The organism is Sodalis sp. (in: enterobacteria) (genome assembly GCF_047607725.1).
Classification (GTDB): domain Bacteria; phylum Pseudomonadota; class Gammaproteobacteria; order Enterobacterales; family Enterobacteriaceae; genus JBLKSS01.
Genome location: NZ_JBLKSS010000088.1, coordinates 1 through 15,386, shown reverse-complemented (window position 1 = coordinate 15,386; position 15,386 = coordinate 1). Strand labels below are relative to the sequence as shown.

13 protein-coding genes and 5 pseudogenes are annotated in these 15,386 nt (G+C 58.6%); 11 read left to right on the top strand and 7 right to left on the bottom strand.

The features are described from left to right. Positions 1–107: transposase domain-containing protein (locus ACMX3H_RS08785; RefSeq protein WP_415210122.1), on the top strand; the 107-nt coding region annotated here is incomplete at its 5' end. Positions 108–372: 265 nt separating this feature from the next. On the opposite strand, the gene ychF is transcribed toward ACMX3H_RS08785, so the two are convergent. Continuing rightward, positions 373–1,464: a redox-regulated ATPase YchF gene (gene ychF, locus ACMX3H_RS08780; protein WP_415210539.1), complete on the bottom strand. Its 1,092-nt coding sequence runs from the start codon at positions 1,462–1,464 to the stop codon at positions 373–375. Between the two features lie 114 nt (positions 1,465–1,578). Next, positions 1,579–2,163 (bottom strand): aminoacyl-tRNA hydrolase, encoded by a 585-nt coding sequence (gene pth / locus ACMX3H_RS08775; protein ID WP_415210538.1) that lies wholly within the window; start codon positions 2,161–2,163, stop codon positions 1,579–1,581. A gap of 240 nt (positions 2,164–2,403) precedes the next feature. Between pth and ACMX3H_RS08770 the strand changes: the two genes are divergently transcribed. Together ACMX3H_RS08770 and ACMX3H_RS08765 are read left to right on the top strand one after the other, a co-directional pair. Further along, positions 2,404–2,529 (top strand): DUF2583 family protein, encoded by a 126-nt coding sequence (locus ACMX3H_RS08770; protein ID WP_415210537.1) that lies wholly within the window; start codon positions 2,404–2,406, stop codon positions 2,527–2,529. Continuing rightward, a pseudogene (locus ACMX3H_RS08765) lies at positions 2,529–2,683 on the top strand (DUF2583 family protein). Before ACMX3H_RS08770 ends, ACMX3H_RS08765 begins: the two are co-directional and overlap by 1 nt. A gap of 351 nt (positions 2,684–3,034) precedes the next feature. Here the strand turns inward: ACMX3H_RS08765 and prs are convergent. The 3 genes from prs to lolB form a co-directional block, all read right to left on the bottom strand. Then, entirely contained in the window at positions 3,035–3,982 is a 948-nt protein-coding gene (gene prs / locus ACMX3H_RS08760) for a ribose-phosphate diphosphokinase (RefSeq protein ID WP_148296354.1), read from the bottom strand. 119 nt (positions 3,983–4,101) lie between these two features. Next, positions 4,102–4,959 carry a 4-(cytidine 5'-diphospho)-2-C-methyl-D-erythritol kinase gene (gene ispE, locus ACMX3H_RS08755; protein ID WP_415210536.1) on the bottom strand — a complete coding sequence of 286 codons (858 nt, stop codon included), beginning with the start codon at positions 4,957–4,959 and terminating at the stop codon, positions 4,102–4,104. Beyond that, positions 4,959–5,579, bottom strand: coding sequence for a lipoprotein insertase outer membrane protein LolB (gene lolB / locus ACMX3H_RS08750; RefSeq protein WP_415210535.1), 621 nt, complete (start codon positions 5,577–5,579; stop codon positions 4,959–4,961). The genes ispE and lolB overlap by 1 nt, the downstream gene beginning before the upstream one ends. Positions 5,580–5,803: 224 nt before the next feature. Between lolB and hemA the strand changes: the two genes are divergently transcribed. The 5 genes and pseudogenes from hemA (at position 5,804) to kdsA (ending at position 10,939) form a co-directional block, all read left to right on the top strand. Beyond that, a complete protein-coding gene (gene hemA, locus ACMX3H_RS08745; RefSeq protein WP_415210534.1) occupies positions 5,804–7,066 on the top strand; it encodes a glutamyl-tRNA reductase in 1,263 nt (420 codons plus the stop codon). A 25-nt stretch (positions 7,067–7,091) separates the two neighbouring features. Then, positions 7,092–8,174, top strand: a complete 1,083-nt coding sequence (prfA, locus tag ACMX3H_RS08740; protein WP_415210533.1) for a peptide chain release factor 1 — start codon at positions 7,092–7,094, stop codon at positions 8,172–8,174. Continuing rightward, the gene (gene prmC / locus ACMX3H_RS08735; protein ID WP_415210532.1) at positions 8,174–9,022 is read left to right on the top strand and encodes a peptide chain release factor N(5)-glutamine methyltransferase; all 849 of its coding nucleotides are present in this window, start codon (positions 8,174–8,176) and stop codon (positions 9,020–9,022) included. Before prfA ends, prmC begins: the two co-directional genes overlap by 1 nt. Positions 9,023–9,225: 203 nt before the next feature. Next, positions 9,226–10,029, top strand: a pseudogene (sirB1, locus tag ACMX3H_RS08730) (invasion regulator SirB1). A gap of 55 nt (positions 10,030–10,084) precedes the next feature. Continuing rightward, positions 10,085–10,939, top strand: a complete 855-nt coding sequence (kdsA, locus tag ACMX3H_RS08725; protein ID WP_415210531.1) for a 3-deoxy-8-phosphooctulonate synthase — start codon at positions 10,085–10,087, stop codon at positions 10,937–10,939. Positions 10,940–10,979: 40 nt separating this feature from the next. Here the strand turns inward: kdsA and ACMX3H_RS08720 are convergent. Further along, a pseudogene (locus ACMX3H_RS08720) lies at positions 10,980–12,465 on the bottom strand (SulP family inorganic anion transporter). 153 nt (positions 12,466–12,618) lie between these two features. Then, positions 12,619–13,712 (bottom strand): annotated as a pseudogene (chaA, locus tag ACMX3H_RS08715) (sodium-potassium/proton antiporter ChaA). A gap of 475 nt (positions 13,713–14,187) precedes the next feature. On the opposite strand from chaA, the pseudogene chaB reads away from it, so the two are divergent. The 3 genes and pseudogenes from chaB (at position 14,188) to tnpB (ending at position 15,242) form a co-directional block, all read left to right on the top strand. Next, positions 14,188–14,467, top strand: a pseudogene (gene chaB / locus ACMX3H_RS08710) (putative cation transport regulator ChaB). Positions 14,468–14,503: 36 nt separating this feature from the next. Further along, positions 14,504–14,806, top strand: a complete 303-nt coding sequence (locus tag ACMX3H_RS08705; RefSeq protein WP_415210530.1) for a transposase — start codon at positions 14,504–14,506, stop codon at positions 14,804–14,806. An 88-nt stretch (positions 14,807–14,894) separates the two neighbouring features. Next, on the top strand, positions 14,895–15,242 hold the full coding sequence (gene tnpB, locus ACMX3H_RS08700) for an IS66 family insertion sequence element accessory protein TnpB (RefSeq protein ID WP_415210529.1): 348 nt from the start codon (positions 14,895–14,897) through the stop codon (positions 15,240–15,242). The last annotated feature ends 144 nt before the right edge of the window (positions 15,243–15,386 follow it).

Below are 15,386 nucleotides of genomic sequence, written 5' to 3'. Positions count from 1 at the left end.
TGGAGCCGGAAGCGTATCTGCGCCATGTGCTGGCGATTATCGCGGATCATCCCATCAACAAAATCAAAGAGCTCCTGCCGTGGAACCTCACCATCCCTGCTGAATAACTGTCAATACGGCGCTGGGCGTACGCTTACGTTTCGACCGCCCGGGAACATCAATAATGGTCTTGTGAATACGGTTGAGGTTGGAGACTTGCGGTGGCAAAAAGAAATGCTATTCCCAACATTGTATTATGACGGCGCTTTAATGAGATAACCGCAGATGTCAGCTGCGTCAGAAACAGAAAAATCCACACCAACGCGTGTATTTCATGATAGTCGTCGGGCTTCGTGTGCATCGCTGAACCTGGGCCGAGACCGCTTAAGCCGGTTAAACGTTAAACAGGAAATTCATCACGTCGCAGTCTTTAACCACATACTCTTTCCCTTCGGAGCGCATTTTGCCGGCCTCTTTGGCGCCTTGCTCCCCTTTATAGGTAATGAAATCGGCAAAGGAAATAGTCTGGGCACGAATAAAGCCCTTCTCGAAATCGGTGTGAATTTTGCCGGCCGCCTGCGGCGCGGTGGCGCCTACCGGGATGGTCCAGGCGTGTACTTCTTTTACCCCGGCGGTGAAATAAGTTTGCAGATTCAATAACTCATAGCCGGCGCGAATGACGCGGTTCAAGCCTGGCTCATCAAGACCCAGTTCCGCCATAAATTCATCGCGCTCTTCTTCGTCGAGTTCGGCGATATCCGATTCCACCGCGGCGCAGACCGCGACCACAACCGACCCCTCGGCCGCGGCGATCGCGCGCACCTTATCCAAGTAAGGATTATTGTCAAAACCGTCTTCATTCACGTTGGCAATGTACATCGCCGGTTTGAGCGTCAGAAAGCTGAGATAGCGAATAGCGCTTTTCTCATCGCTCGACAGATCCAGCGTGCGCAGCATGCAGGCATTGCTCAGGTGGGGAAGACACTTTTCCAGCGCCGACAGCTCAAGCTTGGCGTCCTTGTCGCCACCCTTGGCGCGTTTTTGCACCCGGTGAATGGCGCGTTCACACGCTTCCAAATCGGACAGGGCAAGCTCGGTGTTAATGACGTCGATGTCTTCCGCCGGATCAACTTTTCCCGCCACATGAATGATATTGTCGTTTTCAAAGCAGCGCACGACATGGCCGATAGCTTCGGTTTCACGGATATTGGGCAGAAACTGGTTGCCCAGTCCTTCCCCTTTGGACGCGCCTTTCACCAGACCGGCGATATCGACAAACTCCATGGTGGTCGGCACGATACGCTGCGGTTTGACGATTTCCGCCAGCTGATCCATGCGCGGATCGGGCATCGGCACCACACCGGTATTGGGCTCGATAGTACAAAACGGGAAGTTCGCCGCTTCGATGCCCGCCTTGGTCAGCGCATTAAACAGGGTGGATTTGCCCACGTTAGGCAACCCGACAATACCGCATTTGAAACCCATGGTTATTTCACCTTAAATAGCTCTATTATCAGCCGGTTAAATGCCAATGCCGGCATAAGATCACTCTAAACATTCATTATACACAGAATCCGCTCATTACTCGACGCCTGGCGTTTAACCGGGCCGGTAGGCATGCAGGCGGTTCATGGCTTTCGCGGCATCCTGGGTGATCAGGATCTCCGTACAGCGCACCGCTTCATCGATAGCGCCATCGATCAGCTGTAATTCCGCCGCGGGCGGTTTGCCGAGCACAAAGTCCACGACTTTGTTTTTGTCGCCGGGATGGCCAATACCGATGCGCAGGCGGTGGAACAGGGGATTGTTGCCCAGGCGGCTAATAATGTCTTTCAGGCCATTGTGGCCGCCATGACCGCCGCCCAGCTTCAGCCGGGCGCTGCCGGGTAACAGATCCAGTTCGTCGTGCGCCACCAGGATTTCCTCGGGGGCGATGCGGTAAAAGGTGGCCATCGCCGCCACCGCTTTCCCGCTGAGATTCATAAAGGTCGTGGGGACCAGCAGGCGGACATCGTTGCCACCGAGGGTCAGACGGCCAGTGTAGCCGTAAAATTTGCTTTTGTCTTTTAACGTTTGCCGGTAGCGCTCTGCCAGTAACTCGACATACCAGGCGCCGGCATTGTGGTGGGTTGCGGCGTATTCGGCGCCGGGATTGGCCAAGCCTACAATTAATTTGATCGTCACGTCTTGCTCTCATCTCGCGGTTTGCGCGCTAGTTTACTCCGCCGGGGCAAGGCTTTTCAAATCAACGGCAGGCCGGCGACGTCGCGGATCGCGCCGATTTGTGTGATTTATTGAATAGTCTGTGATCGTCACCACAAGGTGAGGGATCAACTCTGGCTATACTTTAATCAGTGAAAGGAATAGTTAGCGAAAGGAATGACGCCGAGCAGGGCGTCTGTACGGACAATCAGGAGGTGTAACATGAGACGTAAATCAGCAATGCTGGTCGGCAATAGCCTCATGGGCGCTGGGATGATACTGATGGTTGCCAGTATCGCCGTATCGGTGCTCAATCAACTGCCCCAAATCCACATGCCCAATCTCTGATGGCCAGCGGCGGCATTATGGGCATCTTTGTCGGCGCGCTGTTATGGCTCGCGGGCGCGCCATGGGCGGTCACGAGGAAATATCAGACAGGTACTGGTGGCACCGCCGCTTTGATGCGCGCTGCCGAAAAAACCAGAACGCCCGCTACCATTAACCCGTAGTGCCGGGGGATGGCGGACTGACCTGACGCCGCGGCACGACGACCGTAACGCGCTTTCTTGCCTGAACGGGCGGGTGGCCTCTTTGCGGCCCGCCACGCCAGATTTTGCCTACCTGTGCTACGTTCGGGCAATGGGTGGCAATGGGTCAAGCTTAGGCGAATCTTGCGTCGGGAGATAAACAGTCTGTGCTGTACAACGAAACGCAGCGGCGCAGCGAACCGCAATAGTTCAGCAAACTGAATAGTTCAGCTAACCGCGACGGCTCAGTGAACCGCAATGGCTCAGCTAGCCGCGATGACGACGCCGCCGCCGCGCGCCCCGGAGCGGGCAGCGCGGCAGGCTAATCAATGCTCGAACATCGCCGAGATGGATTCTTCGTTGCTGATGCGGCGGATCGCTTCCGCCAGCATGCCTGACAGCGTTAACGTGCGCACATTGGGCAGCGCCTTGATGGCCGGATCCAGCGGGATGGTATCGCAAACAATCACTTCATCGATCACCGAATTCTTAATATTGTCAAAGGCGTTGCCCGAGAAGATCGGGTGCGTGGCATAGGCGAAAACCCGCTTGGCGCCGCGCTCCTTCAACGCTTCGGCGGCTTTGCACAGGGTACCGCCGGTATCGATCATATCGTCCACCAGCACGCAGTCGCGACCCGCCACGTCGCCGATGATATGCATGACCTGCGAAACGTTGGCGCGCGGCCGGCGCTTATCGATAATCGCCATGTCGGTGTCGTTGAGCAGCTTGGCTATCGCGCGTGCGCGCACCACGCCGCCGATATCGGGCGAAACGACGATCGGATTTTCCAAATCTTGCTGCAGCATATCCTCCAGCAGAATCGGGCTGCCGAACACGTTATCCACCGGCACGTCGAAGAAGCCCTGAATCTGCTCCGCGTGCAGATCGACCGTCAGCACGCGGTCAACGCCGACGCTTGAGAGAAAATCGGCGACCACTTTGGCGGTGATCGGCACGCGGGCGGAACGGACGCGGCGATCTTGACGCGCATAGCCGAAGTAGGGGATGACGGCGGTGATACGGCCGGCGGAAGCCCGGCGCAGCGCATCCACCATGACCACCAGTTCCATCAGGTTGTCATTGGTGGGCGCACAGGTGGACTGGATGATGAAAATATCGCCACCGCGGACGTTTTCATTGATTTGCACACTGACTTCGCCGTCGCTGAAACGGCCAACGGCGGCATTGCCAAGACTGGTATATAAACGGTTGGCAATACGTTGCGCCAGTTCCGGGGTGGCGTTTCCAGCAAAAAGCTTCATATCGGGCACGAGAAGAACCTCAGGCTTGCGTCCAGAGAAGGTATTGCGCCAGCCTGACGCCGGGGAAGGCGGCGCCGCCATGCGGGACAATGCCATACGGGTAATACATCAGACCGCCGTCGGGCGGCTCATTGCGCCCCTGACAACGCGCGGTGCAGCGGGGAAACGTTTACGCCTCGGGCTACAAAACCACGCATCCATGCCGGGGCCTGCGATAAAACCTGAAGGGCGGCGGCCTCGGTATCGAATTCGGCAAATACACAAGCGCCTGTGCCAGTCAGTCGCGACGGCGCGTATTCTAACAGCCATGAAAGATGCTGTTCAACCGCGGAAAAATGTTTTCTTGCGATCGGTTCACAATCATTCTGAAAAGGGACGGCCATAAGTTCGGCGAGCGAGCGCGGCGGCGCGTCTCTTCGCAGCTCAGGATCGCCGAAAATGCGCGGTGTGGCAATACTGACCAGCGGCACCGCCACCAGATACCATTTTTCCGCCGGGGCGGCCGGCGTGAGCCGCTCGCCGATGCCTTCGGCGAACGCCGCCTCGCCGCGCACGAACACCGGCACATCGGCGCCGAGCGTCAGCCCCAGCCGCGCCAGGGTGGCCAGAGTCAAGCCGCAGCCCCACTGGGCGTTGAGCACCACCAGCACGGTGGCGGCGTCGGAAGACCCGCCGCCGAGCCCCCCGCCCATCGGAAGCACTTTCTTAAGCCGGATATCCGCCCCCGGCACCGCGGGGTCATCCGCTGCCCAGCAGTGGCGCTGCAACAGCCGCGCGGCGTGCATGATAAGATTGTCTTGCTCCGCCACGCCCGCGATCGGGTTCAGCAGGCGGATGCGGCCGCCGACGGTCGGGGTAATGCTGAGCGTGTCGCCATAATCGAGAAACTGAAACAGCGTTTGCAGCAGATGGTAGCCGTCGGCGCGGCTGCCGGTAATATACAAAAACAGATTAAGCTTGGCCGGTGCCGGCCACTGGCGTGTCATTACAGGCTCCAGCTATCCATTTTCAATTTGATGCGGTTGTCGCCCTGGCGTAATTCCAGATTCGACGGCAGCGTCGGCACGGTATCGTCGTGATAGCCCTGGTAGGTCACGGTCCAGCGCTGCCCGTTGTGGCTATAATTCACCTGGTGCAGATAGCCGCGGGCATCGAGGGTGAAATCGGTGGCATCGCCGGGCAGGCCGAGCATCCATTGGCGCAGGTCGTTGAGCGGGATAGACATGCCGGCCAGCTTTTGGACCATCACCTCGGGGTCGTCGCTGACGTAGCGTTTGCCTTGATTGTTGACGAGCTGCGCCACGCCCGGCTGAACATTGAGATCCATCTCCGTGCTGCCGAGCGGATTGGTCAGAATCAAGCGGTAGCGATCGGCGCTGGTTTGCTGCCAATTAAAGCGCGCGTAAACTTTTTGCTCCTGGGAAAGATAGGCGAAGGCGCCGCGCGTCTGGTAACGGGTGAGCGTGGAGACCGACTGCTGGTGGCTGCGCCATTCGGGCGAGGTTTGGCTTTTGGCCGGGCCGGAAGGCGTGTGAACACTACAGGCGGCCAGCAGCAGACTGGCGAGCGGCAGCAAACGGAAAACGGCGTAATTACGCTCTGGCATGACTTCAACGTCCTTAAATATCGCGGGATGAATGACATTCTTTCACGCTAACGGAGGGCCTCGTTTAGCGTCAATGGCTTTAATAGTTTGATTTTATACCCTTACAAGTTATACACCATAAGGGGAGGAAAGTGCGGTGCGGCTTTTCTTGCACCTGTGCATCAAGTAGAATGCGCGCAGACGATAACCATACTAACACTTGTACTACTCTGTAACCTGAATCCATGACATTGCTCGCACTCGGTATCAATCATAAAACAGCGCCGGTCGCTTTGCGCGAACGGGTGGCGTTCTCACCCGATACCCTCGACCAGGCGCTGGGCAGCTTGCTTGCACAACCGCTGGTGCAGGGCGGTGTCGTGCTGTCTACTTGCAACCGTACCGAGCTGTATCTCAGCGTTGAACAACAGGCCGACCTGCAGGAAGCGCTGGTGCGCTGGCTGTGCGACTACCACCAGCTCGAGGCCGTCGAGGTGCGCCAGAGTCTTTACTGGTACCTCGGCGACGAAGCCGTCAGCCATCTGATGCGCGTCGCCAGCGGGTTGGACTCGCTGGTGCTCGGCGAGCCGCAAATCCTGGGACAGGTTAAGAGGGCGTTCGCCGAATCCCGCCACGGGCACGGCCTGTCGGTGGATTTGGAGCGATTGTTTCAGAAATCGTTCTCCGTTGCCAAGCGGGTGCGCACCGAAACCGAGATCGGCTCACACGCGGTCTCGGTGGCGTTTGCCGCCTGCACCATGGCGCGGCAGATATTTGAATCCCTGGCCGAGGTGACGGTAATGCTGGTGGGCGCCGGCGAAACGATTGAACTGGTGGCGCGCCATCTGCGCGAGCACAAAGTGAAGCGGTTGCTCATCGTCAACCGCACCCGTGATCGGGCGCAGCGGCTGGCGGAAGAAGTCTGCGCTGACGTCATCAGTCTGGCGGAAATTGATAGCCAATTGGGTGAGGCCGACATTATTATCACCTCTACCGCCAGCACGCTGCCGATTATCGGTAAAGGAATGGTGGAGCGAGCGCTGAAACAACGCCGTTATCAGCCCATGTTGCTGGTGGATATTGCTGTACCGCGCGATATTGAACCGGAGGTGGCGAAGCTGGCCGACGCCTATCTGTATACGGTGGACGATCTGCAGGCCATCATTGAAAAGAATCTGGCGCAGCGTAAGCATGCCGCGGTACTGGCGGAAACCATCGTCGCGCAGGAAAGTCTGGATTTCATGGGTTGGCTGCGCAGCCAGTCGGCGGTGGAGGCGATACGCGATTACCGCACCCAGGCGGATAGCCTGCGGGCGGAGTTTGAAGCCCGCGCGCTGGCGGTGTTGCGCCTCGGTGCCGATCCGGAGCAGGTGGTGAAGGAGATGGCGCACAAGCTGACCAACCGTCTCATCCACGCGCCGACCAAATCGCTGCAGCAGGCCGCCCGCGAAGGCGACGTCGAGCGATTGCACATTTTGCGCGACGGTCTCGGACTGGACACGCACTGAAACACATAAGGTAAATACACCACGCATGAAGCCCTCGATAGTCGCCAAATTGGAGACGTTGCAAGAGCGCCGTGAAGAAGTGGAAGTCCTGCTCGGCGATCCCGGCGTCATTTCCGATCAGGCGTGTTTTCGCGCCCTGTCGAAGGAGTACGCGCAGCTGTCTGATGTGACAAACTGTTTTCAGCGCTGGCGCCAGGTGCAAGAAGATATCCACACCGCGGAGCACCTGCTGCAGGATCCGGAAATGCGCGATATGGCGCAAGAGGAGCTGCAGGCCTCGCGCACCAGCCGGGAACGGCTGGAGCAGCAGCTTCAGGTGCTGCTGCTGCCGAAGGATCCCGACGATGAACGCGGCTGCTTCCTGGAAGTGCGTGCCGGCACCGGCGGCGATGAGGCGGCGCTGTTCGCGGGCGATCTGTTTCGTATGTACAGCCGTTTCGCCGAGACCCGCCGCTGGAAGGTGGAGATCGTTAGCGCCAGCGACGGCGAGCACGGCGGCTTCAAAGAGGTCATCGCCAAGGTGTCCCATGAAGGCGCTTACGGCATGCTGAAATTTGAATCCGGCGGCCATCGCGTGCAGCGGGTGCCGGAAACGGAATCCCAGGGGCGCATCCACACCTCGGCCTGCACCGTGGCGGTGATGCCGGAGATCCCGGAGGCGGAACTGCCGGAAATCAACGCCGGCGATCTGCGTATCGATACCTTCCGCTCCTCCGGCGCGGGCGGTCAGCACGTCAACACCACCGACTCGGCTATCCGTATTACCCATCTGCCCACCGGGCTGGTGGTGGAATGCCAGGACGAACGCTCCCAACACAAGAATAAAGCCAAAGCCCTGGCGGTGCTGGGCGCGCGTTTGCGCGCCGCCGAAGTCCAGCGCCGGCAGCAGCAGGAGTCCTCCACGCGGCGGAACCTGCTGGGCAGCGGCGATCGCTCCGATCGCATCCGTACCTACAATTTCCCGCAGGGGCGGGTGACCGATCACCGTATCGGCTTGACGCTGTACCGGCTGGAGGAAGTGATCGAAGGCAAGCTCGATATGCTGATCCAACCCATCATGCAGGAGTATCAGGCCGATCAGCTCGCCGCGTTGTCCGAGACACCCTAATGACCTGGCAGCAATGGCTGACGCAGGCCGCCGCCCGGCTGCGCGTATCGTTGAGCCCCAGCGCCAAGCGCGATGCCGAAATCCTGCTGGCGCAGGTGACCGGAGCGACGCGCACTCGGCTGCTGGCCTTCGGCGAAACCCCGCTGACGGACGCACAGCGCGCTACGCTTGAGACGCTTCTCGCGCGCCGCGAACGGGGCGAGCCCGTGGCCTATCTTATCGGTGAACGCGAATTTTGGTCCCTGCGGCTGCGCGTTTCGCCCGATACCTTGATTCCACGCCCCGACACGGAATGTTTGGTCCAGCGCGCGTTGGCGCTGTTGCCGCCCGGCCGCGCCGAGGTGCTGGATTTGGGCACCGGCAGCGGCGCCATCGCGCTGGCGCTGGCATCGGAGCGGCCTGTGTGGCGGATAACCGGCGTCGATCGCTCGCCGGGCGCCGTGGCGATCGCCCGTGATAACGCCGCCCGTCTGGGACTGAATCATGTGCAGTTCCATGAAAGTGACTGGTTTAAAGCATTGCAGGCGCAACGCTATAGTCTTATTGTGAGTAATCCACCCTATATTGAGGCGGACGATCCCCATCTTGCCCAGGGCGACGTACGCTTCGAACCGCGCAGCGCTCTGGTGGCGGGGGTGGACGGCCTCAAGGATTTGGCGGCGATTTGCCGCGGGGCGGGGCGGCATTTGCTGCCCGGCGGCTGGCTGCTGCTGGAGCACGGCTGGCGTCAGGGGGCGGCCGTGCGCACCCTGCTCGCCGATGCAGGCTTTGGCCAGACGGCCACCCTGCGCGATTACGGCGACAATGAGCGCGTGAGCCAGGGACAGCGATTGCCAGAGGAAAAGTGATTTTAAAAAGGGAATGGACATGCGTGCTGCATGAGCGACAACGGGATGACCGATGACCAGGGTGGGTCACACCCGCCAGCAGTTTACCCCGTGTTCCGCCCGTCCGGGCGTCGTTTGCAGCCGTCTGCCTCCGGGTGCCTGTTGTTCTTTACATATGCTGCCTTGTCGGCGCTTACCAGGCTCACCCTGTTAACAGGACCAATATGAGTACAATTGCCGATTTTGAATATAATCAGCATCCCTTAAGCGAGGGTATGCTGCGCGTTACCCAGGCCATTCGGCCCGATTTTGCCATTGATAACGTTCGCGCCCAACTGCAAAGCCTGACGGAGGAAGCGCGGTGTCATATTCCCGCCGACCTGGCGCAGGATGACCAATTGGCCCAGCTTCTCGAGCTGTTTTACCGCACTTGGGGCTTCGGCGGCGGCGTTTACCGTTTGTCCGACGCATTGTGGCTGGATAACGTCCTGGCCCGCCGCCAGGGCTTGCCCGCTCCGCTGGGGATTATCCTGCTGCATATCGCCCAGGCGCTGGAGATTCCTTTATTGCCGGTGATTTTTCCCACCCAGATGATCCTGCGCGCCGACTGGCTCGACGGTGAAATGTGACTGATAAATCCCATTAATGGCGACCCGCTTGACGCGCATACGCTCGATATCTGGCTGCGCGGGAATCTGGGTAAAGGGGTGCAGTTTGCTGAAGAAGATCTGGAAGAGGCGGATAATAATACCGTGGTGCGCAAATTGCTGGATACCCTGAAAGGTGCGCTGATGGACGAAAAACAAATGGAGCTGGCGCTACGCGCCAGCGAGGCTATGCTGGAGTTTGACCCGGCGGATCCCTACGAAATCCGCGACCGCGGCCTGATCTATGCCGAGCTGGAGTGTGACCATGTGGCGCTCAACGATTTAAATTACTTCGTCGAGCAATGCCCGGAAGACCCGGTCAGCGAGATGATTAAGGTCCAAATCCACTCCATCGAGCAAAAATCGGTTACCCTACATTGACCGGCGGCGGTCGTTGCCGCCGGTTGCCGGTTAGTTTCAATTAAAAAGGTGAAGCATGAAACAGTTGGTGGTCAATATTGGCGACATTCAGGTAGCGAATGATCTGCCCTTCGTGCTGTTCGGCGGCATGAACGTGCTGGAGTCGCGCGATCTGGCGATGCGCATCTGCGAACACTACGTCACCGTGACGGAAAAACTGGGCATTCCCTACGTGTTTAAGGCGTCATTTGATAAAGCCAACCGATCCTCCATTCATTCCTATCGGGGACCGGGCCTGGAAGAGGGCATGAAGATCTTCGCCGAGCTGAAAGCGCAGTTTGTCGTGAAGGTAATCACCGATGTGCACGAAGCCGGCCAGGCGCAAAGCGTAGCGGAAGTGGTCGATGTTATCCAGCTACCGGCGTTTTTGGCGCGCCAGACCGATCTGGTGGAGGCCATGGCCCGTACCGGCGCGGTGATCAACGTAAAAAAACCGCAGTTTATCAGCCCCGGACAGGTCGGTAATATCGTCGACAAGTTTCGGGAAGCCGGTAACCACCAGGTGATCTTATGTGATCGCGGCAGCAATTTCGGCTATGACAACCTGGTGGTGGACATGCTGGGCTTTAACGTGATGAAACAGGTCTCTGGCGGTTGCCCGGTGATTTTCGACGTTACCCACGCGCTGCAGACCCGCGATCCGTTCGGCGCGGCCTCCGGTGGACGTCGCGCGCAGGTGAGCGAACTTGCCCACGCCGGTATGGCGGTCGGCCTCGCCGGTCTGTTTATTGAAGCGCATCCGGACCCGGCGAATGCGAAATGTGATGGCCCCTCGGCCTTACCGCTGGCCAAGCTGGAGCCGTTCCTGCACCAGATGAAGGCGATTGATGAACTGGTCAAATCCTTTCCAGAACTCGACACGGGCCACTAATGCCGCCAGTACGCGCCGGAGGGCGGTTGCCCTGCCGGCGCTAGTGGCTCTGGCCTACCGCTACCGCGTTGGCGGCAGGGGGCGCGGAAAGGTATTCCAGCGCCTGCGGTAGGGTACTGCAAAATGACAGCCGACCGGCAATCGGCAGGACATTGGCCCGCGCCAACGTTTTCAGTGGCTGGAAAGGTATATCGGTCACCAGCACATGCTGGCCCGCGGGCAGTTTGTTGCAAAACTGCACAAAGGCCTGTAGCCCGCCGGCATCCAGCACCGGTCCGGCATCCCATTGCAAAATGAGGTATTTATCATCAGGGGTCAGCGCGCTGAGCTCAGCAAAAATACGTTCTGCGGCGGCGAAGAACAGCGGGCCGTTGATGCGTACCACCCGCGTCGACGGCAGGCTGCACGGCTGCACGGCAGCTCGGTCAAACGGGTCATGCGGCGCATGAACAGCAGCGACGCCAGCACGATCCCAACGGTAATGGCAATGACCATATCGAACAAGATGGTGAGCGACATGCAGAGCAGCATGACGATAATGTCGTCTTTTGGCGCCCGACGCAGCAGATAGATGACCTTATGGGCTTCGCTCATGTTCCAGGCGACCAGCAGTAGCAGGTCCGCCATGGCGGACAGCGACAGCCAGGAGAGCGCCGGCGCCAGCAGCAGGGCATGCACCAGCGCCGAGACGGGGGAGGTGGCGCCCGCGCGCACATTGGCGGCGGAGCGCGCGATGGCCGCGGTGGCGGTAATGCCGCCGAAAAACGGCGCCAGCACATTGCCGATGCCTTGACCGATAAGTTCATTGTCGGATTGATGCTTTTTACCGGTCATGCCGTCCAGCACCACGGCGCACAGCAGCGATTCGATAGCGCCCCGCATCGCCATGGAAAATGCCGCCGGCAGCAAGGCTGAAACGGTCTGCGAGGTCAACGCAACCGGCACGCCGTCGGCGCCCGGCAGTTGCCAGGGCAGCAGCCAGTGGGGCAGGATGGCATGGATCCCCTGGCCGTGGGTGCCGTCCGCGAGCAAATAGCTAAAACGACTACGATGGTGGCCGCCGGTATACCAAACCCCCATAGCACGCCCATGACCGTTACGCCGGCCAGTAGCGCCGGCAGGCGAATCCCCAGCCTTGGCCAGTAAATCAGCACGCCCAGCGTCACAATCCCCACTAAGGTATCGGCGACGGTAAAGGTGGGCAGGGCGGAGAGCAGCCCCGCCAGGCCGAATTGTTGTGAAACCGGATAGAGGATCACCACGAAAGCGGCCGTCGGGCCCGATACGTTGAAACGCGCACCGCACAGGGCGATAGCAATGCCCGCGACGGCGGAGGTATATAGCCCGTATTGCGGTGCCACCCCGCTGGCAATCACCAGGGCCATCGCCAGCAGAATGGCGATAATACCGACGGTGATGCCGGCGACAGTATCTTTGAGCAGGCGTTGGGGGGTATAGCGTTCCTTCCAGCATGCGTCGATGAGCGCGCTGAAAAGGCGTATGCCGGAGAAATAATGCGTCTTCATTAACTCAGTAAACCAAATGAGGAACAACGGCGACCGGCCGTCAGAAAGAACTCCTACCATACGCCGAGCGGCAGGAAAAAAACCAGCGCCAAATCAAGGCCGGGGGAAAAAAGTGAACCACCGCCGCGTTGCGGCGGCGGGGTAAAAGGCCCGCTACAGCATAATGGTCATCAGATAGGCGACAAACAGCGCCAGATGGGCCGCGCCGTTCAACACATCGGTGCGGCCGGTAGAGAGGGAAACCTGGCAAACGACCAGCGCGGTTAACATGACCACGGTTTGCGGCAGCGACAGACCGAACGTCAGCTGATTGCCGGTGAAAATGGCGATGAGCGTCACGGTCGGCACCGTCAGCGAGATGGTCGCCAGAATTGAACCAAAAAACAGGTTCATCGCCCGCTGAACCTGATTGGCGAGCACGGCGCGGATGGCGCAAAGCCCTTCAGGATAGAGGATCAGCAGCGCCACCAGGAAGCCGGTCAGCTGCTTCGGCGCATCGATGGCGGTCAGCAAATGATCGAACGGTTCCGCATTGACTTTGGTGACCGCGACCACGGCAATAAGGTGAATAATCAACCACGCGCCGTGCCAGAGCGATCCGTGCGCGGAGGGCTTGCCGTGCGGATCGTCGCCATCTCGTCCTCATGCTCATAGATGAACCACTTCTGGTGGGTACGCGTTTGGATCAGTAAAAATACCCCGTACATGGCCGCGGAAACGGCGCCGGCAATCAACATTTGCGCGACGGTGAAATTACCCCCCGGCAGCGATGAGGGGAAGACCAGCACGATGACCGACAGCGGCATAATCACCATCAAATACTGCTTGATGCCCGCCAGATTAAGCGACTGGGTGGCGAATTTACTGCCGCCCAGCAGCAAGGAGAAGCCGACCAGGCCGGTGGTGACGATCATAATGACCGAATACAGCGTGTCACGCATCAGCGCGGGTGCAGCATTGCCGGTCGCCATCAGCGCCGAGATGAGGCTGACTTCGAGAATCACGACGGACAGGGTCAAAATCAGCGACCCGAGAGGCTCGCCGAGCCGATGGGCCAGCACGTCGGCGTGGCGCACCACGCTGAAGGCGCTAACCAAAATGCCGAGCAACGCCAGCAGATTGATCGCCACAAGCGCGCCTAATGCGGTAGCGGCCCCCCAAAGGCTGAGCACGCCAAGCGCGGCCAGAGGAAAAATCAGGCTATATTCTTTATGGCGGGTCTTAACCGCTGGGGTGGCGGACGTCATGGCTGTCGCTCTCTCCTGAATTGAACGCTGAATGTCCTGCCCGCGACTCCGCCACGGGCGCTTACCGATTACCATTAACGGTAGCGATAAGTTTAACATAAAGTGATTGTCGGTGCGGCGTAATTTGCATAAATTGACGTTTAATCGCGTTAATTCCCTTAGGGTGGCATAAATGCCTATTTTTTTTGTGTGCTATGAATATATAATTGATTAAACGCTGTATTTTCGTATTTTGTTGCCTTTGTGGTCGCCGGTTTTCTATTCTTATTGCCAGAAAATAGGCTAAATCGCGCTGTGATAATGCAGTAAATTCGGCATTGAAGTGAAAGCAGGGATTAATCGGTTGAAAATGATATTGACCGACCTGAGGACAGCATTGAACGCCGCGGCTGTTGCCGGCGTGCGTCGCTTCTGCCGACGAGAAACGCCATAGGGCTTATACTGAAACAGGATAAGGACCTTAAAAGGAGGCTCTATGCCCTATCAATCCAATTCATCCTTGCCGGACAGCGTCACCGGCGGCGTATTGCCCAAGCATGCGCAGGATATTTATCGCGAAGCCTTCAACAGCGCCTGGGATCAATATAAAGATGCATCAGAGCGCCGCGGCCATGAGTCGCGCGAGGAGGCCCGCCCATAAGGTCGCCTGGGCGGCCGTAAAACATAAATACCATAAGGGCGAGGACGACCGCTGGCACCCGAAAAAGGTAAGCGTACGCCCAGAGCCGTCTGTTAATTCCCCATCAAGTTATTGAAGATGATGTCCATTATTTTTTTAATGGGCGCAATTCATGAAACAAACCCCACCAAAACCCTCAAAACGTCGTCCCAATTTCCCGCTGGACTTTAACATTAAGCTGGTTGAGCAGGCGCTCCAGCCCGGCGTATCCATTGCCAAGCTGGCACGGGATAACGGTATCAATGACAATTTGCTGTTCAACTGGCGCCAGCTCTACCGTCAGTGCAAGTTCGGTATCCAACCTAAAATCCCCACTACACAGCAGGCTGAACTACTGGCGGTTACACTCACCGCCGAACCATCACCCTTACGTTCTCCTTTTACCCTCTGCCGAACCCGTTACTTGCGACATTGAGTTCACCGGTGCCCGGTTACGGCTGGCCGGCAATCTGACACCGGTGCTGTTATGCGCACTTACTCCATGAACTCAAAGGCCCGCAATCATGATGGGCTTACCGGCGGGCACCCGTATCTGGCTCGTCGCCGGCCACACCGATATGCAAAACGGCTTCCAGGGCCTCGCCGCCAAAGTCGTGTCCGCCCTCCAGGAAAATCCGTTATCCGGCCATGTCTTCGTTTTCCGGGGAAAACGCGGCAACCTGATAAAGGTCCTGTGGTCAACCGATGGCGGCCTGTGCCTGTTGGCAAAACGCCTTGAGCGCGGCCGTTTTGTCTGGCCGCTGGCCCAGGACGGCAAGGTGTTCCTGACACAAGCCCAGTTGTCGATGCTGCTTGAGGGAATAAATCGGAAACAACCGGAACGCACTTCGTTTAACCTGGCGATATTGTAATAACCGATAGCCTCCCTTAACATCCCGGCATGAAAAGAAAAAATCATGCCCTGCCCACTGATGTGCCCGCGCTGCAGGCGCTGGTACTGCAACAACAGGCGACCATCGCATCCCTGCACGATGACCTTAACGCACGGAAATCGG